21 protein-coding genes are annotated in these 21,475 nt (G+C 64.2%); 12 read left to right on the forward strand and 9 right to left on the reverse strand.

Features of this window, described 5'->3' with window-relative positions; all coding sequences use genetic code 11:
* Window positions 1-124: 124 nt before the first annotated feature.
* The 3 genes from AACQ95_RS00740 to AACQ95_RS00750 are packed head-to-tail and all read left to right on the forward strand — an operon-like array spanning window position 125 to window position 3,106.
* Window positions 125-1,093, forward strand: coding sequence for an HlyD family secretion protein (locus AACQ95_RS00740; RefSeq protein ID WP_241280210.1), 969 nt, complete (start codon window positions 125-127; stop codon window positions 1,091-1,093).
* Complete coding sequence (locus tag AACQ95_RS00745) at window positions 1,086-2,015, forward strand: ABC transporter ATP-binding protein (RefSeq protein WP_241280211.1); 930 nt, start codon at window positions 1,086-1,088, stop codon at window positions 2,013-2,015. Before AACQ95_RS00740 ends, AACQ95_RS00745 begins: the two co-directional genes overlap by 8 nt.
* Entirely contained in the window at window positions 2,012-3,106 is a 1,095-nt protein-coding gene (locus AACQ95_RS00750; protein ID WP_042868772.1) for an ABC transporter permease, read from the forward strand. The genes AACQ95_RS00745 and AACQ95_RS00750 overlap by 4 nt, the downstream gene beginning before the upstream one ends.
* Window positions 3,107-3,118: 12 nt before the next feature.
* Here AACQ95_RS00750 and AACQ95_RS00755 read toward each other — a convergent pair whose 3' ends face one another.
* Both AACQ95_RS00755 and AACQ95_RS00760 read right to left on the reverse strand, forming a co-directional pair.
* A complete protein-coding gene (locus AACQ95_RS00755; protein ID WP_241280212.1) occupies window positions 3,119-4,282 on the reverse strand; it encodes a competence/damage-inducible protein A in 1,164 nt (387 codons plus the stop codon).
* Between the two features lie 58 nt (window positions 4,283-4,340).
* A complete protein-coding gene (locus AACQ95_RS00760) occupies window positions 4,341-5,579 on the reverse strand; it encodes an HD-GYP domain-containing protein (protein WP_043134997.1) in 1,239 nt (412 codons plus the stop codon).
* Between the two features lie 143 nt (window positions 5,580-5,722).
* Between AACQ95_RS00760 and metA the strand changes: the two genes are divergently transcribed.
* Complete coding sequence (metA, locus tag AACQ95_RS00765) at window positions 5,723-6,667, forward strand: homoserine O-acetyltransferase MetA (protein WP_241280213.1); 945 nt, start codon at window positions 5,723-5,725, stop codon at window positions 6,665-6,667.
* A 17-nt stretch (window positions 6,668-6,684) separates the two neighbouring features.
* Here the strand turns inward: metA and AACQ95_RS00770 are convergent, their stop codons facing one another.
* Entirely contained in the window at window positions 6,685-7,203 is a 519-nt protein-coding gene (locus AACQ95_RS00770) for a cyclin-dependent kinase inhibitor 3 family protein (protein WP_241280214.1), read from the reverse strand.
* Window positions 7,204-7,360: 157 nt separating this feature from the next.
* Here AACQ95_RS00770 and AACQ95_RS00775 point away from each other — a divergent pair, with 157 nt between their 5' ends.
* A complete protein-coding gene (locus AACQ95_RS00775; protein WP_042868783.1) occupies window positions 7,361-7,831 on the forward strand; it encodes an Lrp/AsnC family transcriptional regulator in 471 nt (156 codons plus the stop codon).
* Between the two features lie 64 nt (window positions 7,832-7,895).
* Here the strand turns inward: AACQ95_RS00775 and AACQ95_RS00780 are convergent, their stop codons facing one another.
* Window positions 7,896-9,860 carry an LTA synthase family protein gene (locus tag AACQ95_RS00780; protein WP_241280216.1) on the reverse strand — a complete coding sequence of 655 codons (1,965 nt, stop codon included), beginning with the start codon at window positions 9,858-9,860 and terminating at the stop codon, window positions 7,896-7,898.
* Between the two features lie 259 nt (window positions 9,861-10,119).
* On the opposite strand from AACQ95_RS00780, the gene AACQ95_RS00785 reads away from it, so the two are divergent.
* Entirely contained in the window at window positions 10,120-10,377 is a 258-nt protein-coding gene (locus AACQ95_RS00785) for a DUF2442 domain-containing protein (RefSeq protein ID WP_043556947.1), read from the forward strand.
* Here the strand turns inward: AACQ95_RS00785 and AACQ95_RS00790 are convergent.
* Window positions 10,370-10,624, reverse strand: coding sequence for a hypothetical protein (locus tag AACQ95_RS00790; protein WP_241280218.1), 255 nt, complete (start codon window positions 10,622-10,624; stop codon window positions 10,370-10,372). The genes AACQ95_RS00785 and AACQ95_RS00790 overlap by 8 nt on opposite strands.
* On the opposite strand from AACQ95_RS00790, the gene AACQ95_RS00795 reads away from it, so the two are divergent.
* Window positions 10,623-12,590 (forward strand): TonB-dependent copper receptor, encoded by a 1,968-nt coding sequence (locus AACQ95_RS00795; protein WP_241280220.1) that lies wholly within the window; start codon window positions 10,623-10,625, stop codon window positions 12,588-12,590. The two genes, AACQ95_RS00790 and AACQ95_RS00795, sit on opposite strands and share 2 nt — an antisense overlap.
* A gap of 123 nt (window positions 12,591-12,713) precedes the next feature.
* Window positions 12,714-14,330 carry an alpha-amylase family protein gene (locus AACQ95_RS00800; RefSeq protein ID WP_241280222.1) on the forward strand — a complete coding sequence of 539 codons (1,617 nt, stop codon included), beginning with the start codon at window positions 12,714-12,716 and terminating at the stop codon, window positions 14,328-14,330.
* Between the two features lie 55 nt (window positions 14,331-14,385).
* Here the strand turns inward: AACQ95_RS00800 and AACQ95_RS00805 are convergent, their stop codons facing one another.
* Window positions 14,386-14,922 (reverse strand): MgtC/SapB family protein, encoded by a 537-nt coding sequence (locus tag AACQ95_RS00805; protein ID WP_043556944.1) that lies wholly within the window; start codon window positions 14,920-14,922, stop codon window positions 14,386-14,388.
* 24 nt (window positions 14,923-14,946) lie between these two features.
* A complete protein-coding gene (locus AACQ95_RS00810) occupies window positions 14,947-16,389 on the reverse strand; it encodes a RimK family protein (protein ID WP_043556943.1) in 1,443 nt (480 codons plus the stop codon).
* A gap of 186 nt (window positions 16,390-16,575) precedes the next feature.
* Between AACQ95_RS00810 and AACQ95_RS00815 the strand changes: the two genes are divergently transcribed.
* Genes AACQ95_RS00815 through AACQ95_RS00825 form a run of 3 tightly spaced genes read left to right on the forward strand, consistent with a single transcriptional unit; the run spans window position 16,576 to window position 18,175 of the window.
* On the forward strand, window positions 16,576-17,130 hold the full coding sequence (locus tag AACQ95_RS00815; protein ID WP_241280224.1) for a GNAT family N-acetyltransferase: 555 nt from the start codon (window positions 16,576-16,578) through the stop codon (window positions 17,128-17,130).
* Window positions 17,127-17,372 carry a DUF3624 domain-containing protein gene (locus AACQ95_RS00820; RefSeq protein ID WP_241280226.1) on the forward strand — a complete coding sequence of 82 codons (246 nt, stop codon included), beginning with the start codon at window positions 17,127-17,129 and terminating at the stop codon, window positions 17,370-17,372. Before AACQ95_RS00815 ends, AACQ95_RS00820 begins: the two co-directional genes overlap by 4 nt.
* 56 nt (window positions 17,373-17,428) lie before the next feature.
* Window positions 17,429-18,175, forward strand: a complete 747-nt coding sequence (locus AACQ95_RS00825; protein WP_241280229.1) for an SDR family oxidoreductase — start codon at window positions 17,429-17,431, stop codon at window positions 18,173-18,175.
* Window positions 18,176-18,237: 62 nt separating this feature from the next.
* Here AACQ95_RS00825 and AACQ95_RS00830 read toward each other — a convergent pair whose 3' ends face one another.
* Entirely contained in the window at window positions 18,238-19,710 is a 1,473-nt protein-coding gene (locus AACQ95_RS00830) for a C69 family dipeptidase (protein ID WP_241280231.1), read from the reverse strand.
* A 465-nt stretch (window positions 19,711-20,175) separates the two neighbouring features.
* On the opposite strand from AACQ95_RS00830, the gene AACQ95_RS00835 reads away from it, so the two are divergent.
* Window positions 20,176-20,628 carry a hypothetical protein gene (locus tag AACQ95_RS00835; RefSeq protein WP_241280232.1) on the forward strand — a complete coding sequence of 151 codons (453 nt, stop codon included), beginning with the start codon at window positions 20,176-20,178 and terminating at the stop codon, window positions 20,626-20,628.
* Between the two features lie 233 nt (window positions 20,629-20,861).
* Here the strand turns inward: AACQ95_RS00835 and AACQ95_RS00840 are convergent, their stop codons facing one another.
* Entirely contained in the window at window positions 20,862-21,443 is a 582-nt protein-coding gene (locus tag AACQ95_RS00840; protein WP_241280234.1) for a hypothetical protein, read from the reverse strand.
* Window positions 21,444-21,475 lie beyond the last annotated feature (32 nt).

The following is a 21,475-nucleotide window of genomic DNA, read 5'->3' on the forward strand; positions in this document are numbered from 1 at the left end:
AATCAAGGATGACAGCGGGTATGCTGACGGCACGAGAAGCCCGCAGGTCTGCGAGAGACGTGCCGGCCCTGAACCCGGTGGTGGTTTGCATCGGTAAGTCTGGCCCGCCGCGAGAGGAGTATCGATGTTGCGTCATTGTCTGCTGCCCCTGGCCCTGACGGGCCTGCTCATCGCCTGCCAGCCGCAGGTGTCCACCATTGCACTCGGCACCCTGGAGCGGGATCGGGTGCTGCTGACCGCCACCGCCAGCGAGATCATTCGCGCCCTGCCGGTGGCGCAGGGGAGTCAGGTGGCTGAGGGGGCTCTGCTGGCCCGGCTCGACGATCGCCGCCAGCAGGCGGTGCTGGCCCGTGCCCGGGCCCAAGAGGCGCAAGCGCGCGCGGCCCTCGCCCGCATGACCAATGGCGAACGGCCGGAAGACATAGCCGCCGCCCGGGCCAGCCTCGACAAGGCGCAGGCCAATGTCAGGGAGAGCGAACGCAACTTCGAGCGCATCGATCGACTGGTGCGTCAGAAGCTGGTGAGCCCGGCCGATCTCGACAAGGCCCGCGCCCTGCGTGACGGCGCCCTGGCCGAACAGGACGGGGCCCGCCAGCAGCTCGACAAGCTGACCCGGGGCGTACGCAGCGAAGACATAGACGAAGCCGATGCGGCCCTGCAGGCCGCCAGGGCCGAAGTGGCGCTGGCCGAGCGGGAGCTGGCGGATCTCTCCATCGTCGCCACTCGCAGCGGCCGGCTCGACAGCCTGCCCTATCACCTAGGTGAAAGGGTATCGGTCGGTGCCGTGCTGGCGGCCATTCAGGCGGATCAGGCCCCCTACGCCCGGGTCTATGTGCCCGAGCCCTCCCTCGCCAGCTATCGCCTCGGCGAGCCGGTACGGGTGCGGGTGGACGGGGTGGCCGAGCCGCTCATGGGCCGGCTGCGCTGGATCTCGAAAGAGCCCGCCTTTACCCCCTACTATGCCCTCAACGAACAGGACAGAGCCCGGCTGGTCTATCTGGCCGAGATAGATCTGCCGAACGGGGCGCAGGATCTGCCGAGCGGCCTGCCGTTGCAGGCGGAGCCTGGCGATGAGAGGGCGGGCCATGAGTGAACTGGCGATTCGGGCGCAGGGGGTGAGTCGCCGCTTCGGTGATTTCCTGGCGGTGGACGGGCTGGATCTCTGCGTGCCAAGGGGGCAGATCCACGGCTTTCTCGGCCCCAACGGCTGCGGCAAATCCACCACACTGCGCATGCTGACCGGCCTGCTCACCCCCTCGGCGGGAGAGGTGGAGGTGCTGGGGCTCAGCATTCCCAAGCAGGCCGAGGCACTCAAACGCCGGATCGGCTACATGACCCAGAAGTTCTCCCTCTACGACGAGCTGACGAGTTGGGAAAACCTGGAGTTCATGGGCCGCATTCATGGCATGGGTGGTGCCGCGCTCGGCGCCCGGCTGCACGAACTGCTGGCGACCTATGAGCTGACCGCGCTGGCCCGGCAGCGGGCCGGTGCCATGAGCGGCGGCCAGAAGCAGCGGTTGGCGCTGGCGGCGGCCGTGATCCACGGTCCGGATCTGCTGCTGCTCGACGAGCCTACCTCGGCGGTGGATCCGCAAAACCGGCGCGATTTCTGGGAGAAGCTGTTCGATCTCAGCGAAGAGGGCACCACCATATTGGTCACCACCCACTACATGGACGAGGCGGAGCGCTGTCATGCGCTGGCCATCATGGAGGCGGGGCGGGTGCGGGCCCAGGGCTCACCCCAGGCGCTGATGGATGCCATGAGCACCCGGGTGGTCGAGGTGCAGGCCAGCGACCTGCGGCTGCTCAAGCAGCAGTTGCTGCCGCTGGCGCCGGTGCGCTCCGCCGCCCAGCTCGGCCAGCGCTTGCGGGTGCTGGTGGACAAGGAGCTGGCCGAGCCTGTGACCTGGTTGCAGCAGGCCTGCCCGGCGCTGGCCGGTGCCGCCATGGCGCTGGTCAGGCCCAGCCTGGAGGATGTGTTCGTCAGTTGCACCGGGCAGGAGCCAAGGGCATGAACAGTCTGCGACGGCTCTGGGCCATTACCCAGAAAGAACTCAGGCAGCTGGCGCGGGACAGGCTTACGTTCGGCATGGTGGTGATGATCCCCCTGATCCAGCTGCTGCTGTTCGGCTACGCCATCAACACGGATGTGCGCCACATACCTGTGGGGCTGGTGGAGATGAGCCAGAGCGTGCCGGGACGGCTGCTGGTTGAGGCGGTGAAGGCGAGCCAGGTGGTGCGCATCGAACACCATTACGTGGGAGTGCAGCAGGCCGAAGCGGCATTGACCCGGGGCGAGGTGCGGGCCGTGCTGGTGCTGCCTCCCGACTTGAGCCGCCGGCTCAGCGCCGGCGAGACGGCGGGCCAGTGGCTGGTGGACGGCTCGGACACCATGATAGCCGGAGCCCTGCTAGGGCTGCGCAACATGCCGCTGTCGGATCTGAAACCTGGGCTTGAATCCGCACCACCCACCTTCGAGACTGTGCTCTACTTCAACCCGGCCCGCCGCTCGGCGGTCAACATAGTGCCCGGTCTGCTCGGGGTGATCCTCACCATGACCATGATCATGTTCACCTCGGCAGCCATAGTGCGCGAGCGCGAGCGCGGCAATCTGGAGCTGCTCATCACCACCCCGGTCAGCTCGATGGAGCTGATGCTGGGCAAGATTTTGCCCTATATCGGGGTGGGGCTGGTCCAGGTGGCCATCATACTCGGCCTCGGCCACCTCATCTTCGATGTGCCCGTCAACGGCGCCCTGAGTCAGGTGCTGCTGGCGACCCTGTTGTTCATCGCCGCCAGCCTGACCCTGGGGCTGCTCATCTCCACCCTGGCACAGACCCAGCTGCAGGCTATGCAGATGACGGTGTTCATCCTGCTGCCCTCCATCCTGTTGTCGGGCTTCATGTTCCCCTACGAGGGGATGCCTGTGCCGGCCCAGTGGATTGCCGAGGTGTTGCCGGCCACCCACTTCATGCGGCTGATCCGGGGCATAGTGCTGCGGGGCGGTGAGTTGTCTGAGTTGCTGCCGGACGTGCTCTGGCTGGCCGGTTTCACCCTGCTGGTGCTGACCCTGGCCGCCCACAGGTTCAAGAAGAGTCTGGATTGAGGCGTTTGATGCCTAGCTGCCGCGCTGCGCCGTTCTGGCCAGGGTGAGGTAGTCGCCGAGCACAGGCAAGCCTTGCAGCTGGCGGCGCAGCATGTCGAGGGCGGCGAAGGCGAGGATCTTGCGTCGGCTCTCGGGATCCGGGTGGCTGGCCTTCAGCGTCTGGCCGATCTGTTGCCCGTCGGCGCAGAGCAGCAGCGGCACGCCGTCCGGCCCCTCCCATCCCATGGTCAGGCTCAGCCCCTCACTCCTTGCCTCCAACTGCGCCAGCTCGCTGGCGAGGTCGCCGCGAAAGCCGGCCTCAAGCCAGGGATGGTCGTGGCAGAGGGCGAGCAGGGCACCCCGGCTCTCCCCCTCCAGCAGGGTCAGCGGCCTCTCCCCCAGCAGGGCCAGGATCTGCCGCGCCGGCTCCTCATCCCCCCGTCCCACCAGCCAGGGCTGGATCGCCGCGAGCAGTCGCGCCTCGGCGGCATCCATGTCGGCCGCGCTGGCGCCGTGGCCTATGAGTTTCAGCTCGATCAGCGGCATGGAGGAGCGGTAGCCCAGCTCTATGCCGGTCGGCCAGGGGGCCGCATCCAGCATGTCGGAGAGGGCAGATTCCGAGATGCCGAAGCTGTAGAAGCGGCGCAGCTCGGTATCGGTCTGCGCGCCCGCCAGCTGTTTGAGGCGCGGCAAGATCTGCTCGTGCATCATCTGCTTGAATTCGAACGGCACGCCCGGGGTGAAGAAGAGCTGGCTCTGACCCTGATGGCCTGTGTGGGTGACCACAAAGCCACAGGCGGTGCCGACCGGGTTGTCGAGGATCTCGCAATCTTGCGGCAGCCAGGCCTGCTTGGCATTGCTGGCGGGCATGGGCCGGCCCCGGCTGGCGTAGCGGGCCGCTATGGTGGCGAGCCAGTCCGGGAACAGGGTGAGTGGCTGATCGAAGGCCTCGGCCGCCGCCTGGGCGGTGAGATCGTCGGCGGTGGGGCCCAGGCCGCCGCACACCAGCACCACCTCGGCGCGGCTGGCGCTCTCCTGCAGCACGGTTGTCAGATCGGCGAGGTTGTCCCCCACTGTGACGCGGCGGCGCACCTGCCAGCCCTGTTCCAGCAGCAGGGCGCTGAGCCAGGCGGCATTGGTATCCACCACCAGACCCGTCACTATCTCGTCTCCGGTGCTGATGATCTCGATACGCATGGGGGCTCCTTGGGCTGGGGATGTGAACTGGGGCGGCCATGAACCATGGCCGGGACAATCAGGGCTTGGCGTGTTCGAAGTAGTAGCTGATCCGGGTACGTGGATTGAGGTACTCGAACACAGCCGGGGGCAGTCGTTTGGGGTGGATCACCTTGGCGATGGAGAGCTCGGCCTGTTGCAGATCTATGATGGCCGCCTCCTGGCGCGGGATGCGGGGATCGTACACCAGCACAGAGGGGTAGAGCAGGCGGGAGGCATTCACCGACATCACCAGCCCCACCTGACCGTTGGAGAGCTGCACCACGCTGCCGGGCGGGTATATGCCCATCAGCCGGATCAGCATGCTGAGGTATTCCGGGTTGAACTGGGCCTTGCGCTGCTTGTAGAGGCCGCTCAGGGCCGAGTAGGGCACCTTGGCCTGCAGGTGGCAGAGGTTGTCGTACTCGTTGATCAGCGACACCATCTGGGTGAGGGGGTCGAGCTGCCCCTTCTTGAGCCCCTCGGGCCCGCTGCCATCCAGGTATTCGTGGTGATGCAGCACGATTCCCTTGGCCCCGGCCGGAAAATCCTTGGCCAGATTGAGCAGATCCAGGCCGTAGCGTGGGTGCTGGGCCATCAGGTTCTGCTCCGGCTTGGTCAGCGGCTCCGTCTTGCGCAGTATCTGGCTCGGGATCTTCAGCTTGCCGATGTCGTGGAACAGGGCTCCCATGCCGACCTGGCGGATCTCGTCGGCCGACATGTTGCACTCCTTGGCCAGCAGCATGCTGAGCACGCTGACGTTGAGGGAGTGGAAGTAGAGGTTGTTGCCATCCTCGCTGTCGGAGACCAGGTGCAGCACCATCTCGTCCACCGAGAGCAGCTGCTCCGTCATGGCGTTGATCAGCTCCTGCGCCTCGCCGATGGCGTTGAGGGGTCGGGACTGGATCTTGCTCATCACGCTGCGCACCTGCGCCAGCGACTGCTGGAACTGCTTCTCGCACTGCTGCAAGTCGCGGCGATACTGCTGCAACTGCTCGATGCGGCGCTCTTTTTCCAGCTGCATCTCGGCCTGGCGCTGGGAGGTGTCCGGCGCCTCGGCCGGTTGCGGCTGGATCTGGCTCAGCGGCTTGGGCGGCGCATCGCTCTTGTCGGGGATGATAGTAACGAGCTTGAGGCCCAGCCGGCGGATCAGCTCTATCTCCTCTTCAGTCTTGAGCTTGAAGCTGGAAAACAGGAAGGGGTGTTCGCGCCAACCCAGTGGCAGAGAGACGAAATTGCCGACTTGCAGTCGGTCTACGGAAATCTTGATACCTGTCATTGTCTTGGCTGCGAGAGACACATGAGCCGTATGCTAGTCAAAGGCGGAGGTGAATACAAAAGGTATCTGATGACAGGGTAGACGCTTTATTATAGGCTTCTGGATGTCCAGACATATTTACCGATGCAGTACAGGGAGTAAGCATGCCGATCAAGATCCCGGATCAGTTACCCGCCGCCGAAGTGCTGGGGCAGGAGAACATCTTCGTGATGACGGAATCCAGGGCCGTCACCCAGAACATACGCCCGTTGCGGGTGTTGATCCTCAACCTGATGCCCAAGAAGATTGAAACCGAGATCCAGCTAATGCGGATGCTCTCCAACTCGCCGTTGCAGGTGGACGTGGATCTGCTGCGCATCGACGATCGGGAGTCGAAGAACACGCCCCAGGCGCACCTGGAGAACTTCTATCACGACTTCGAACAGGTGCGGGCCAACAACTACGACGGCATGATCATCACGGGGGCGCCGCTCGGGCTGGTGGAGTTCGAGGAGGTGGTCTACTGGCCGCGCATCGTCGAGATCATAGAGTGGTCCCATCAGCACGTGACCTCGACCCTGTTCCTCTGCTGGGCGGTGCAGGCGGCGCTGAAAGCCTTGTATGGCATGGAAAAACAGACCCACGGCGAGAAGCTCTCCGGCATCTATCGCCACCACAGGCTGGATGAGCACGAGCCGTTGCTGCGCGGCTTCGACGACGAGTTCGTGGCGCCACACTCCCGTTATGCGGCGTTCGACGGGGATCTTATCCGCACCCACACCGACCTGCAGATCTTTGCCGAGTCGGAGGAAGCCGGGGTCTATCTGGCGGCGACCAAGGATTGCCGCCAGGTGTTCGTCACCGGTCACCCTGAATACGATGTGCTGACCCTGGATGGGGAGTACCGGCGGGATCTGGCGGCCGGGCTCGAGCCCGTCATCCCGGTCAACTATTACCCGGCCAACGATCCCGGCCAGACCCCGCGCGCCAGCTGGCGCAGTCATGGCCACCTGCTGTTCTCCAACTGGCTCAACTACTACGTCTATCAGCTCACCAGCTATCGGGTGGAAGACATAGGCAAGGTGTTTACCTACCAGCAGCCCAAGTAAGGATCAGAGTGGCGGGCTCAGTCGGCCCGCTCCCGTCGTGCGGTCAGGGCGTCGAGCCACTGGCGATGCACCGTCAGGGTGAAGGCCTTGGGCCTGTGGGCCCGGATGGCGGCCATGGCCTCCTGCTGTGGCTGGCCGAGGGAGACAAGCAGTGCGGCCGCGATCAGACCGGTGCGGCCGCTGCCCCCCTTGCAGTGGATGACCAGATGTTTGCCCTCGCGCAGCAGGCCGGTCAGTTGCGGCAGAGCCTGTTGCCAGGCCTGTTCGAAGGCGGCATCGGGGGCCTGATCGTCTTCGATGGGCAGGTGGAACCAGCGCATGCCGCTCGCCTCGACCTGCGGGCCAAGCTGGCTCAGTGCGAGCCGGGCCAGTTCGGCCTCCGTCATCAGGGTCAGCACGCCGTGGGCTCCCGCCAGCCTGAGCTGATCCAGTGCCAGTGGCAGCGCCACCTGCTGGGTGCCGGGGCAGGGGGTCAGCAGCAGCTGGCCATCGACGCGGGGTACTTCCTGGCTCCAGAAGGGGTGAGACGGGTGCATAAAGGTCCTTATGAGGCCAGCAAGGGCGCGGCGAGCCGGCATGGCCGGTTTCTGAGTGCGCCAAAGCATAGGGGGCGCGGCCCCGATGTCAATCTGCGTTGTGTTCGGCCCGGTTTACGGGCAGAGTCTAAAAAATTGATCGGTTCAAGGAGTTAAGATGAGAAACCTGGATCAACTGGATTTGGATATCCTGGCCCATCTGTTTCGCGATGCAGGCATGACCAACAAGGATCTGGCCGCCCTGGTCGGCGTGGCGCCGTCCACCTGCCTGGAGCGGGTGCGCAAGCTGCAACAGGACGGGGTGCTCAAGGGCGCCCATTGCGAAGTGGATCACCAGGCGCTCGGTGGCCATATCCAGGCCATGGTCTCGCTGCAACTGGCGCGTCACAGCCGCCAGATCATCGATGCCTTCCGCGACGCCATACTGGCGCTGCCCGAGGTGATCAGCTTGTTTCACATGGGTGGCAAGGATGATTTCCTGGTGCACCTCTGCGTCGCCGATACCGAGCACCTGCGCAACTTCGTGTTCGATCACTTCACCTCCCGGGAGGAGGTGGTGCACCTCGAGACCTCGCTGGTGTTCGAACACAGGTTCAGCCGCTCGCTGCCCTGTTTCCTCAACACCTGATCCCCTGTTGCGGCCAACATAAAACCCGCCAATCGGCGGGTTTTATGTTATTGCGGCGGCGGGCTCAGTTCAGCGCAGTCTGGGTATCCGGCGCCGTCTGGTAGAGCCCTTTCTGATAAGCCAGGCTGCCCCACAGCGCCAGCCCGAGCGCGGCATCCTTCATGGCATCCGGCTGCGCCGCCGGGGTGAGGGTTTCGGTAGCATCCTCGTAGATGAAGCCTTCCGCCGGGCGCTCGGGTTGCAGTATCACCACGTCCTTGCCCCGCATCAGGGCGAAGTTCTTGTCGTACTGCATGATGGCGCGCCCCGGCCAGTCGGCGGGCATCCGGGTCAGATCCTTGCCCAGCATGGGGTAGTCGGCGCTTATCCCCATCAGGGAGAGCAGGGTCGGCGCCATGTCGATCTGGCTGACGATGCGCGGATCCTGCTTCGGCGCTATGCCGTCACCCACGATGACGCCGGGAATGTGGAAGCGGGGGATGGGCACCAGGCTGGCACCGCCGACCCGGCTGTCGTGATCGGCGATGACCAGGAACAGGGTGTCCTTCCAGTAGTCCGACTGCTTCGCCTTCTTGAAGAACTCACCGATGGCGTAGTCGGCGTACTTGGCCGCGTTGTTGCGGGTCTGCTTGGGCTGCTCATAGAGGGCGATGCGATTGTCCGGGAATTCGAACGGATCGTGGTTGCTGGAGCTGAACACCAGGCTGAAGAAGGGCTTGCCCTCCTTGTGCAGCGCCTTGAAGGTCTCGTCCGCCTTGGCCATCAGATCCTCGTCCGAGGCACCCCAGGATCCCTTGAACACCGGATTCTTGAAGTCCTTCTGCTCGACTATGGTGGTGAAGCCGTTGCCGAGGAAGAAGCTGCGCATGTTGTCGAAGTGACTCTCGCCGCCATAGATGAAGCTGGTGTCGTAGCCCCGCTGTTTGAGCAGATCCGCGATGGTGAAGAAGTTGGTCTGGCTCTTGCCAAGCTTGACCACGGCCTGGGCCGGGGTGGGGGTGAAGCCGGTCAGCACGGCTTCTATGCCGCGCACCGAGCGGGTGCCGGTGGCGTAGAGCTGCTCGAAGGCCCAGCCCTGCTGCGCGAGTGCATCCAGATTGGGGGTGAGCGGCAGGCCGCCGAGGGAGCCGACGAACTGGGCCCCCAGGCTCTCCTGCAGCAGGATCACCAGGTTCTTCGGCTTGCCGATATAGCTGGCTTCGTTGAAGGTCTGGCTGGGCAAGGTTTCCGAGCTGAATTCGTGGGGCTCGCGGCCACTCTCCTGGCGAATGAGCTCCAGGATGCGCGCCTGGGGCAGCTTGCCGTAGAACTGGCTGGCATCCTCTTCGGCCCCCATCTGCTTGATGGCGAAGAAGAGGGAGTAGGAGGAGTTGACGGTCAGCGCATTGATCAGGGGATCGCTGGCAAACGCCACCATGGCCGGGTTCAGGGCGCGATGGCCCAGGCTGGAACGGGCGCCGAGAAAGCCTATGGCCAGAATGAGCAGGGCGAAGGCGGGCCGCCAGTACCAGCGCGGGAAGGTGAGATCGCGCAGCAGGCGCCCGCTCAGCCACCAGCCACCGCCCAGGGTCAGCAGGCTGAACAGCACGGCGGCCAGCAGTTCTCCCTTGCGGCCGGCCCACAGCATGGATAGCACCTCCTTCGGATAGATGAGGTACTCCACATAGAGGCGGTTGGGCCTGACCCCGTATTCGGTCACGAAGGAGGGGGTGGAGATCTCCAGGAAGAGCATCAGCCAGAGTCCCAGGGTCAGCCAGACCCGGATGATCTGCAGCCAGGCCCGACCGATTGGGTGGGGCCCCGCCAGCAGCAGGGTCAGCATGGCGGGTACGCCCCACAGCCAGCAGAGGGTGGCGAAATCGACCCTCAGCCCTTGCAGCAGCATCTCCTGCCAGCCGGCGACGGCGTCGACCCGTTCCAGTTGCCAGAAGCCGAGGCCGAGTCGGCTGACGGAGAGAGAGACGAGCGCGATCAATGAAAAAACGGCGATGGGCCAAAACGGTCCCAGCCATTGTCTGATAGTGGTCATTGTTGTTCCTACAAGCCTGTTTGCACCCGTCCTCGGGCACATTGTTTTTATATTGCAGGGTTATGACAGCGGGTCCGGGGAAAGGTTGCGTGTAGGTGCCGTTTAAAAGGATGTTTTGGCACGATTTATGATTTTTATGTGAGGGCGCGCAGGGATCCAAGACAGCATAAACGGCTGGAAAAACTGTGATCCCCCCTGCAAAGTCATGTAGGCCGCTTCCCTATAATGACGCCGAATTTTCTCAATCGGAGCCGAAGGGATGCCGGTCTTTATCGATGTGGAATATTTGCAGGGATGGCGCCTGTTCGTGGTGCTCTCCGACGGCACCACGGGGGCGCTGGACCTGACCCCCTGGCGCGCGCAGCCCCTGTTTGCGGCGCTGGATTCGGAGCGGCGTTGCGCCCGGGTCTTCATCAATCGTCACCACCAGCTGGAGTGGCCTGCCGGCTGCACCCTGTCGGCCCACGAGGTCTATCACCTGATCAGACCCATCAACGAGCGGGAGGCTTTCAGTTAACCCCCTGTTTTTGTGAGCCATCCCCAGATTCCTGTAACTGGAATGTTTGTTCATTTGCCTTCTCTACCCAATTTGGGTAAAACCTGCGCAACATTTTGCCAACCCCTCTTCCAGCTTTGCCCGTCAAGGCTTGCCGCCTCCCGCCGCAGGCCTTTTTTGTGGCCGGATGGCAAACCTTTCCCCAGCTGAAAGGTTTGTTGGGTGAGATAAGAAAAACAAAATAAACAAAGAGATAAGGAATAAACATGGCTTGTCATATGCGCACCCCGCTGGCCCTGCTGGTGGGCGGTCTCGCCTGCCACGGCGCCGCCGGTCAGGAGCAGGTCCAGCAGCTGGAACCCATGGTGGTGGTCGCCAGCCGCCCCGCCAGCACCCTGGAAGTGACCCTGGATCCCAAGAAACCGGGCTCTCCCATGCCTGCCGCCGACGGCGCCGGTTATCTGAAGAACGTCACCGGCATGAGCATGGTGCGCAAGGGCGGACTGGGGGGCGACCCCGTGCTGCGGGGTATGGGGATGTCCCGCCTCAACGTGCAGATGGATGGCGGCATGCTGGCCGGTGGCTGCGGCGGCCGGATGGATCCACCCACCGCCTATGTGTTTCCCCAATCCTTCGACCGGATCCGGGTGCTGAAGGGGCCGCAATCCCTCGAGCAGGGCGCGACCCTGGCGGGCACTGTGCTGTTCGAACGGGACAGACCCGAGTTCACCGCCCCCGGCGTCAAGGCCGAGGCCTCGGCGCTCTATGGCAGCTTCGGGCGCGACGACCAGATGCTGGACGCCACAGTCGGTGCCCCCGAGGGGTATCTGCGCGGCCAGTTCACCCACTCCGACAGCGATGACTACCGAGATGGCCACGGCGACAGGGTGCGCTCCTTCTATCGCCGGGAGAACGGCACAGCCCAGCTCGGCTGGACGCCGGGGGAGCACACCTGGCTCGAACTCACCGCCGAGCGCAGCAACGCCCGCGCCGCCTATGCGGATCGCACCATGGACGGCCCCATGTTCGATCGGGAGTCCTTCGGCCTCAAGCTCAGGCAGGAGCAGATCAGCAGCCACTGGCAGCGCAGCGAGCTGACCCTGTGGGACAACGACATAGACCACATCATGGACAACTTCAGCCTGCGACAAAACAGCGGCATGAAGATGCTCTCCAACCCGGATCGGCGCAACACAGGCGGGCGCTGGGCCAACGACATCGCCCTGCCGGCCGACTGGCTGCTGACCGCCGGACTCGATGCCAACCGGGATCAGCACAGGGCCCGCAGCGGGGTGGATTACGCCAGCCAGCCGCGCCAGCGCACCCTGCGCTTCGAGCAGCAGGGGGGCTTTGCCGAGCTGGGCCGTCAGCAGGGGGCCCACGGCTACAAGGGGGGTTACCGGCAGGACAGGGTCGAGACCACCCGTTATGGCGCTGGGGATCAAACCCTCTATAGCGATACCCTGACCCTGGACAGCGGCTTTGGCCGCTACGAATACCAGTGGTCGCCGGCCTGGTCGAGCTACCTGGCCTGGGGCCAGGCCAAGCGGGCACCAGACTACTGGGAGCGCAGCAAGGACAGCGTCCCCTTCACCCTCAACCCGGAGCGCAGCCGTCAGTGGGATGCGGGGCTGGCCCTGCGCAGCCGCGAACTGGATCTGACCCTCTCCCTCTTTAGCGCCGACATCCAGGACTACCTGCTCTATAACAACAAGTCGAACAAGGTGCGCAACATAGATGCCCGGACCCGGGGCGGTGAGCTGGAAGGGCGCTGGCAGTTTGCCGAACAGTGGCGCCTCGATGGCGGCCTGGCACTGGTCTACGGCGAAAACCAGAGCGACAACCAGCCGCTGGCCCAGATGCCGCCGCTCGATGGCAAGCTGGCGCTGGGCTGGCAGCCGGCCGAGGCGTGGAACCTCACCCTGCTTGGCCGCGCCGTTGCCGCGCAGGACAGGGTGGACGTGGGGTCCGGCACAGTCGCCGGTCAGGATCAGGGGGAGACCCCCGGCTTCTTCACCCTGAACCTGAGCGGTGCCTGGCAGTTTGCAGAGGGGTGGCAGCTGTCGGCCGGGGTGGACAACCTGTTCGACACCTTCTACTACGAGCACCTCTCCAAGTCGGTGCACGCCAGTCAGGCGGGGCTGGGCTATGAACAGGTGGGCCGCATCCCGGAGCCGGGGCGCGCCGTCTGGCTCTCCCTCAACTACCGTTTCGCCTCCGCCGGCGTGCTCTAGGCAGACGCGCCAACCGACTGAACCGGGTAACGTTTTCAGTCACAGACCCGTGCTGGCGGGGCCGCTATCATGGCCCCGGAGTGGCGCCTTGTGCGCCGATACCACCACAGCGGGAACATAACAATGAAACAAGGAACGTTGCGCTATGGCGGCCTGATCGGGGCCGCCCTGTTACTGACGGCTTGCGGCAGCGGAGGCGGGGGATCCAGCAGCGAACCCCAGCCCCCCGTGGTCAATCCGCCGCCTGCCACCGCCAGCCGCGCCTGCTACGGCAATGATCAGCCCGCCTGCAACCTGCGCACCTATCAGGTGATGGTGGAGTCCTTCGTCGATGGCGACAGCGCCGCCAACTACGGCGTCGGCTACGGCCCCTCCCGGCACAACGGCGATCTGCAGGGGATCATCGACAGCCTGGATCACATCAAGAGTCTCAACGTCAACGCCATCTGGCTCACCCCGGTATTCGACTCCTGCGCCGGTCAGGGCGGGGATGACAAACTGGATGCCACCGGCTACTTCGCCTGCGACTTCTTCACCGTGGATCCCAACTTCGGCAGCAATGCCCAGCTCAAAAAACTGGTGGAGGCGGCGCACCAGCGCGGCCTCTACGTCTTCCTCGACGGCGTGTTCGGTCACGTCAACAAGGTGGGGGTGAGCAAGCCCTCGCCAGAGGGGCGTCTGCCCGCCCTCAAGAGCGGCGGTGCCGGTTATCCGGGCCAGCTGGTGGATTACAGCCAGCCCCAGAGTCTGGCCTACTTCAAGGAGGTGGCGCGTTACTGGGTCGAGCAGTACGGCATCGACGGCTGGCGTCTCGATCAGGCCTACCAGCTGGGGCTGGACGAGTGGCGTGCCATTCGTGGCGAGGTCGAGCAGGCCAGCGCGGCACGCAAGGCGGCCGGTCAGCAGTGGGGCACGCTCGGTTACCTGGTGGGCGAGGTGTGGAAGGGGGCCGACGAGATCCGGGCAGAGGCTTACGGCCCGAGCGACAATCCGGCGCTCTCCTCGGCGTTCGACTTCCCGCTGCGTTACGGCCTGGTGCAGGCGCTGGCGGTGGAGGAGTCCGGCAAGGGCGGGCAGGGGGCCAGCGTGCTCGACGCCAGCTGGAACAAGGTGGAGAACTACCCGGATCACGCCATGCCGAACCTGATGCTGGGCAACCACGATCTGGTGCGTTTCGGTGATCTGCTGGAGCGCGGCAACTTCAATCCGGCGGACTACTGGCAGCGCCACAAGGCGGCCTTCAGTTTCCTGGCGGCCCGCTCCGGCCCCATCACCCTCTACTACGGCGAGGAGTTTGGCGACGAAGTGCCGGGCTTTGCGGCGCAGGTGAGCGGTGACTGTGCGGCCCAGGGGCTCTGTGACGATCACGTGGCCCGCAGCGACGGCAAGGTGCCGGCTGCCACCGGTTTCGTGCCAAGCGGCGAGCAGGCCGAGCTCAAGCAGTGGCTCAGCCAGCTGCTGGCCGTGCGTGCCAAGCATCCCGCCCTCTATCAGGGTGAGCGGGTCAAGCTGGTGGCCGATGGCAGCGTCTATGGCGACATCAAACAGACGGCGGCGGAGCAGATCGTCTACCTGCTCAACGTTTCAAGTACGCCCCAGAGCTATGCCCTGCCGGTCGGCAAGCTGCGCAGCGGCAACGCCCTGCTGGATCTGCAGAGCGGCGAGAGTCTGGCCATAGGTGGCAGCAGCGTGACGGTGGACTTGCCGCCGCTGAGCGGTCGCTTCCTGCTGTTGCAATAAGGTTGGCGAGTAACAACAAGGGCTCCAATCTGGAGCCCTTGTTCATTGTGGCGGGTTACTTCTCGATGCCGCTGCCCAGCTCCTCCTGATGGGCGTTGGGGGCGGGGGCGTGGCCATTGCCGTGGCGCCAGCTCTCCAGCCGGTTGTGCACGCCGCGGCGCAGGCTCTTGAAGCTGGTTTCGAGATAATCCACCCCCACCAGTATGGCCAGGGTGACGCCGGTGAGCAGCACGGCCTGGTGCAGCATCTGCATGCCGATGAGGGCGCCGAGGGCCGCCAGCATCCAGACGGTGGCGGCCGAGGTGACTCCCAGTACCTGACCATCCCGGGTCATCATGACGCCGGCGCCGAGAAAGCCGATGCCCGTGATGAGCTGGCCCAGCACCCGCGCCCGATCGGCACTCTCCGGGCTGACGGCGGCACCTATGGCGAGAAAGCAGTAGGTGCCGAGTATGATGAGCGAGGAGGTGCGGATGCCGACCGGCTTGCCGCGCAGTTGCCGCTCCAGCCCCACGAGCGTGCCACACACCAGGCAGGCCAGGATGTTCTCCCAGCCAAGGGGCGCTATGTCCCACCAATCCGTTGTCATCATATCCACCTCTGCTGTCGATGCTTGTTATCCTGCCGCGCTCTGCCCCCGGTTTTCCAGCCGTTGCCGGAAGGCCCTGGCCAGGCGCTCGTAGAGGTCCTTTGCCTCCCTGTCCTCAATATCGCCACGTATCCAGGGATTGTCGATGATTTCCAGCAGCACGCAGTCCCTATCCTGCTGGCGCAGATCCACCCCGAACAGGCCATTGCCGAGCTGGTGTACGGCGCGCCTGGCGGTTTGCAGCACCCGCTCCGGCACTTCGGTGAGCGGCAGTGCCTCGATCCGGCTCATGTCGAGGGGATGCTTGCGGCGGCGGATGCGGTTGCCCGGCTCGGGCCGGTAGCGGCGACAGGCGAACAGCGGCGAGCCGTCGAGAAAGCCGATGCGCCAGTCGAATTCGGCGGGGATCCGGCTCTGCACCAGCAGCAGGGCGGAGCGGCCCAGCCCCTCGTCCAGCAGGCGGGCGAGCTGCTGGGCGTCGCTGGCCATGGCGAGATCCCGCCCCTGGGCGCCGTCGGGTATCTTCACCATCAGCGGCAGGCCGAGCCGCTGCACCAGCTCGTCCACCTGATGGCGGCCGCGACGGGTCACCACCATGGTGGGCGGCATGGGTACGCCGCTGCGCACCATCAGCTCGTAGAGGTAGAGCTTGTTGCTGCAGGCGAGGATGGCGCGGGAGCTGTCGATGACCGGCATCTTGAGCTGCTCGGCGCGGCGGGCAAATTCGAAGGTGTAGTGGCCGACCGCCGTTTCGGAACGCAGCCAGAGAGTATCGAACTCCGGCAATCGCTCGATGGCGGACGGCGCCAGCCTCTCGGCCTGGATCCCCTGGGCGGCGGCGGCCCGGATGAAGCGATCCAGCGCCAGGGCGTCGCTGCTGGCGCGGCCGTCATCGGGATCCACCAGGATGGCGAGCTGGTAGAGCGGGGCTGCCTGCTCCTCATCGCCGGCACCGACCAGCGCCTGGGCGTGGTGCAGCATCAGCGCCTTCTCGCTCGGGCTCAACTCCAGGGGCGACAGACTCTGCTGCTGGCGCACCGACCAGCCGTGGCGGCCGCGTTTGAGGGTCAGCTCCTGCAGCGGCAGCTGGCTCAGGCCGTAGTAGTAGCGGGCCAGCCCCGCCAGCTCGCTCTGTTCACTCTGGCCGAAGATGGCGCGCACCCGAATGCGATCCTCGCTCTGCTGGGCCAGCCAGCCCTGTACCTTGCGCCACAGCTTGGCCGGCGGCTGCTGGGGTTGCAGCACGCTGATGGCCTGCAATCCCGGCAGGCAGTGGTGGCCACGTGCCTGGGCCAGCAGGGAGCAGTAGTAGCCCGCGCTCAGGTGCTCCAGGTTGCGGCAGAGGTTGATGATGCGGGGTCGGCCGCCTGTGGTCGGCACGCCGTGTTGCAGATAGGTGCGGGCGGTCAGCAGATAATCGGCATGGCAAGGCCAGTCGCCCGGCTCTTCGACTATGACGTAGGTACTCATATTTTCGGCTCCACAGATCAGACTGCCTTGAATGGCAGGATCCCCAGTGGGCTTCGATGCACCGACAAGCACGACAATGGCGCGAGGGGAAACAAGAGGTTACAGTGCCTAATATTCTGCTTTGGTAACTTGTGATACAAGTCGCATTTCTGGTGCTGAAGATAAATAACCGAACAAGGACTCCCCGTGTTGACCGTACGAGCGGCCCGAACCGATGATTTGGGCGCCATCGTTAAGCTGGAACGCTACTGTTTTCCCCCCGAAGTCGCCTTTGGCCGCAGCCGCTGGCACTATCTGCTTACCCATGCCAAGGGACGCACCCTGCTGGTGCTGGATGAGAAGGATCAGCTGATGGGTTATCTCAGTCTGCTGGAGCACAGGGGCTGGGATCGACTGGTGATCCAGACCCTCGCCATCCGCTGGACCATCCGTCGCCAGGGCTGGGCCCGTCGCCTGCTGGAGCAGGTGATCCGGGAGGGGCGCGAGGCTGGCTGGGGGGCAGTGCGCCTCGAGGTGGGTGATGCCAATGAAGAGGCGCTGGCCCTCTATCAGGCGCTGGGATTCAAGGCTCAGCAAAGGTTGCCGGACTATTATGGCCGCGACCAGCATGCCCACCGGCTGGTGTTGCCGCTGGTGAGCGACGAGGTTCGCACCCTCAGGCGCCAGCGCCGCAGTGCGCAAGCCGCCCTGTGTCGCCAAGCCCGCGCCTTGAGCGGCCATGGATCCGGAGGATCGGCATGAGCTGTGATGACTGTCTGGCCACCGCCATCAAGGCCAAGCTGGGGCGCTGCTCTGTCTGCGCCGGCCAGACCTTCGTCATCGGCATGCTCGGTTGGCTGGCGTGGTGGTGGTTTGGCGCCGATACCTCGGTCAATGCCCTCACCGGCCTGCTGTTCGCGCTGGGGGGCTCGGGCCTGTTCCTGCTCCATCTGCTGGTATTTGTCTGGCGCAAGGTGATCGGGCGTGAATTGAGCGATGAATGAATCAGATTGGATTCAAACACATAAATAACAATATTGGTGTAGATATGGAGGTTCAGATGATAGCAATGGTAACGGGCGCCTCGTCCGGCTTTGGTGAGTCCATCAGCCGTCAGCTGGTGCAGGCGGGCTACAAGGTGATAGGCACGGGTCGCCGTGCCGAGCGGCTGGCCGCCCTGGCCGATGAGCTGGGCGAGCAGTTCCTGCCGCTGGTGTTCGACGTGCAGGACAAGGCCGCGACTCAAGCCGCCATCGCTGGCTTGCCGGCCGAGTGGCAACAGGTGGATCTGCTGGTCAACAACGCCGGGCTGGCGCTGGGGCTGGAGCCAGCCCACAAGGCGGATCTGGAAGACTGGGAGCAGATGATAGCCACCAATATCAGCGGTCTGACCCTGCTCACCCGCTTGCTGCTGCCGGGCATGGTGGCGCGCAATCGCGGCCACGTCATCAACATCGGCTCCATCGCCGGCACCTATCCCTATCCGGGCGGCAACGTCTACGGTGCCACCAAGGCGTTCGTGAAACAGTTCAGCCTCAACCTGCGCGCCGATCTGGCGGGCACCGCCATCCGCGTCACCAACGTGGAGCCAGGTCTGTGCGGCGGCACCGAGTTCTCCAACGTGCGCTTCCACGGCGATGACGCCAAGGCGGCCACCGTTTATCAGGGAGTGCAGGCCATTCAGCCGGAAGACATCGCCAATACTGTGCTCTGGGTCAGCCAGCAGCCGGCCCACGTCAACATCAACAGCATAGAGATAATGCCGGTGGCCCAGACCTTCGGCCCGCTCCATATCAGCCGCCGCTGAGCTTCCCGTTTGACGAAATGAGAAGAGGCACCCCAGGGTGCCTCTTTGTTTTGAAGAGCCGGTCAGAGGCTCATGATCTTCTTGAACTCTTCCTCAGAGTATTTCTTCTCGGTGCTCTTGGTGAGATCCGTCATCAGCTTGTAGCGCAGGTCCTTGGCCATCTGGTAGGTCTGCTCCAGCTGGCCGTAGGAGTAGTCGGCGGCCAGCCCGAGCGCCGTCGCCTTGTCGCTGGCATAGGTCTGCTTGAGGGTCTTGTCGAGCAGGGCGACCTCCTTGTAGAGCTTGGCGCTCTCCTTGCTCCAGACGCCCCGCAGCAGCGGCAGGTACTTGTCCGGATCGGCGCTGGCCAGCGCGGTCAGGCTGCGGAACTGCCAGTAGGCGGAATCGTCGGAGTAGCTGTCGCTGCCGCTGCGATAGGGCAGGGGGTAAGACTCCAGCGGGCTGTAGAGCGGCACCATCACGGATTCGGCCAGCACGCCGTAGCTCTGCCAGATGAGCCCTTGCAGCTCCTTGGGCATCTCCTTGCGCAGCTGGATGACGTGGGATTCCAGCTGGCGATCGATGCGGATCGGCCGCTCTGCCTTGCCCGCCAGCGGCGTGCCCTCATAGGTGGCGCTCAGCAGCCGGGCCACGTCCGGCACGGCTATGGGGGCGTCCGGCTTCATGAACAGCGGGTATTGCGCCTGCCGGGTCGGCTGCTGGTGGGAGGCGGTCAGCATGTGTTGGCCGAGCCACTCCCGATCCACGTTATACGGGTCGGCAATCACCCCGAATGCCTTGGCGAAGTTGAAATCCTTGGGGTCGGCCTGGTCGAGCAGCTTGTGCTGTTGTACAAACTCCAGCAGCCTGGGGGAGTGCAGCACATCGGCGCTGTCGAGATTGACGCCGTGGATGCGCAGGCCGTTGGCCACCATGGCGTAGCTGTCGTCCGGCACCCGTACCGCGATCCAGTGGTGGCCTGAGCCTATCTCCATCAGCCAGGCCTCGTTCACATCCGCCAGATAGAGGCTGTTGCCCTCACCGGCGCCATATTGCTCCACATAGCGGCCGAGCAGTTCGACCCCCTCTTTCGCGCTCCTGGCCTGCGGCAGGATCAGGGTCGGGATGATGGCTTCTATGACTCCTTTTTCGATCAGCGGATCGGCTTTCTGGGCCTTGTCGTTGACCTCGGCGCTGGTGGTGGCCGAGAGGGCGACGTTGAGCTCGTTGATGCCGCGCTCTTCATAATATTTGCCGGCCGGGTCGCTGGTGGCGGCGTCCCAGTCGCGAATGGCTGAGTAGGCGAGGAAGGCCTTGGGCATGGGCACTTCCAGCTCGTTGCCCAGCTTCCAGACCTTGCCCTCGTTCTGCTGGGTGGGTCGGAAGGCCAAATACTTGTTCCAGTTGTTGACGCCAAAATCCTCGTTTCTGGCGATCATCACGCTGCCGTCGGCACTGGCGCCCTTGCCGACGATGAGGCCGGTACAGGCGTCGGCACTGGTGCCAAGCAGGGTGAGCAGGGTGGCGGAGAGAAGACTCAAGGTGTGTTTTTTCATGGGGTTGCCCGAAGTGTAACTGTGAGTGAAAGTCAGGCGGTGGGATGCAGGTCTGCCGCAGTGCGATCAGCCGCCGATACGCTGCCGGGGGATCGTGCTGCTCATGGTCGATGATGCAAACATTTCATCCATAACACTGCTTGCTGGTCGTTTTGTGCGCCGAAATTGTATGCCTCGTTGGTTGTTTGTTTTGTGATCCATGAGTCGTTCCTTTGCTTTGTCTGGTAAAGCATTAAAAAGGCAGCGATATGCACCAGAACCTGCCGATTGGACAGCGCAGCGTCATGATTCTGACGTCGGGATGGCCATCAGTAAGCCTGCGAGCCCGTGCGGGCCGGGATCTGCACCAATTTGGCAAGTTGGCCTGCAACTTGCTGGTTTTATTGCCAATGATGGGGCCTGGCGCCTCATGCCATCGAATCAGCGACCTCGTCATGCCGGATCGGCATGCAGACTGGAGCCCCCATGGATATCAAACCCTACAGCCAGCAGCTTGCCCAGAGTGCGTCCAATTCCCGCGCCCTCGCCACCCTCAGCGGTGCCGAAGGGGGTCAGGGGGGCGGCTGGGAGGATCTGGTCAACCTCTCCTCCCAGCGGCTGACCAGCAAGGCCCAGCAGACGCTCACCTATGAGCACCTGGCCAAGAACAGCAAGCTGCCGCCGGCGCTGGACATCAGTTCAGACAAGGGGGGCATGATGCAGCAACTGGTGGACAAGGCGCTGGGGTTTGATCGCAAAAAATTCAACGAGATAGAAGACAAGCTCAAGGAGATCGCCGACAACAAGCAGCTCTCTGCCGAGGAGCGCGAGCAGCAGAGCAAGGCCTTGAACGAGCAGCGGGACGCCATGCTGCAGGATGCCATGGATCGTCTCACCGGCAAGAAGAGCGATCCAAAGGAAGAGACCAAGAGCGCCTGAGTGATGGCCGGCGTGACTCGAACGGCAATCCGTGGTCGTCGGGGGCAAGCCGTTGCCCCTGTCTGGGCGTCATGGCCGGGTTGATGACCTGACAACGTATGGGCAGGCTGGCGCCACAAAAGAGGCAGCAAAAAAGGGAGGGCGGATGCCGCTCCCTTTTTGATCGGGCTGAGCCTGCCAGTGCGGCCCAGGCTGCGCCGGCAGGGGATTCGCTGCTTATTTTTTCTCGGGCACTATTTTTTCTCGGGCACTATGCCGATGCCCACCGCCTGGGTCTGGACAGCCTTGATCTGATCCCCCTTGGCGATCAGGGCAAACTGCGCCGGGTTGTGCACCTTGAGCACCAGGGTGTGATCCACCCCCTTGACCGTGACCGTCTGCTGCGCCTTGTCGACGGCGATGACGTCCCCGTACAGTGTGACCTTGACGCCAACCCCGGCCCCCGGTTTCTGGCCCGCGGCGGCCTTGTCCGCATCCACCTCGACGACGCGCTGTCTGATGCCTGCCGTGCCCTTGAGCAGTTCCAGATCCAGCATCTGCAGGTATTTCAGCGCCACCACGTCGCCGACCTTGAGGTTTTGCAGGTTGGTGACCTGCTCACCTGCGACTATGTCGAACGCCTCACCGGCGGCATTCTTCAGGCTGACCTTGCGGCTCGCCATGTCGATGGCTGTCACCGTCGCCTGGGCGGTCACGGCTTCCACCAGATTGGCCTTGCCCGGGGCGGTCGCGACTTCGGTGACCACCTCGGCGGCTTGCACCAGACAGGTCGAGAGGGAGAGCAGACCGGCAATCCATGCATGCTTCAGTTTCATGTTTCAGACCTTATGACGGGAAAATGAGGATG

The organism is Aeromonas sp. MR19 (assembly GCF_963899305.1).
Classification (GTDB): Bacteria; Pseudomonadota; Gammaproteobacteria; order Enterobacterales; family Aeromonadaceae; genus Aeromonas; species Aeromonas bestiarum.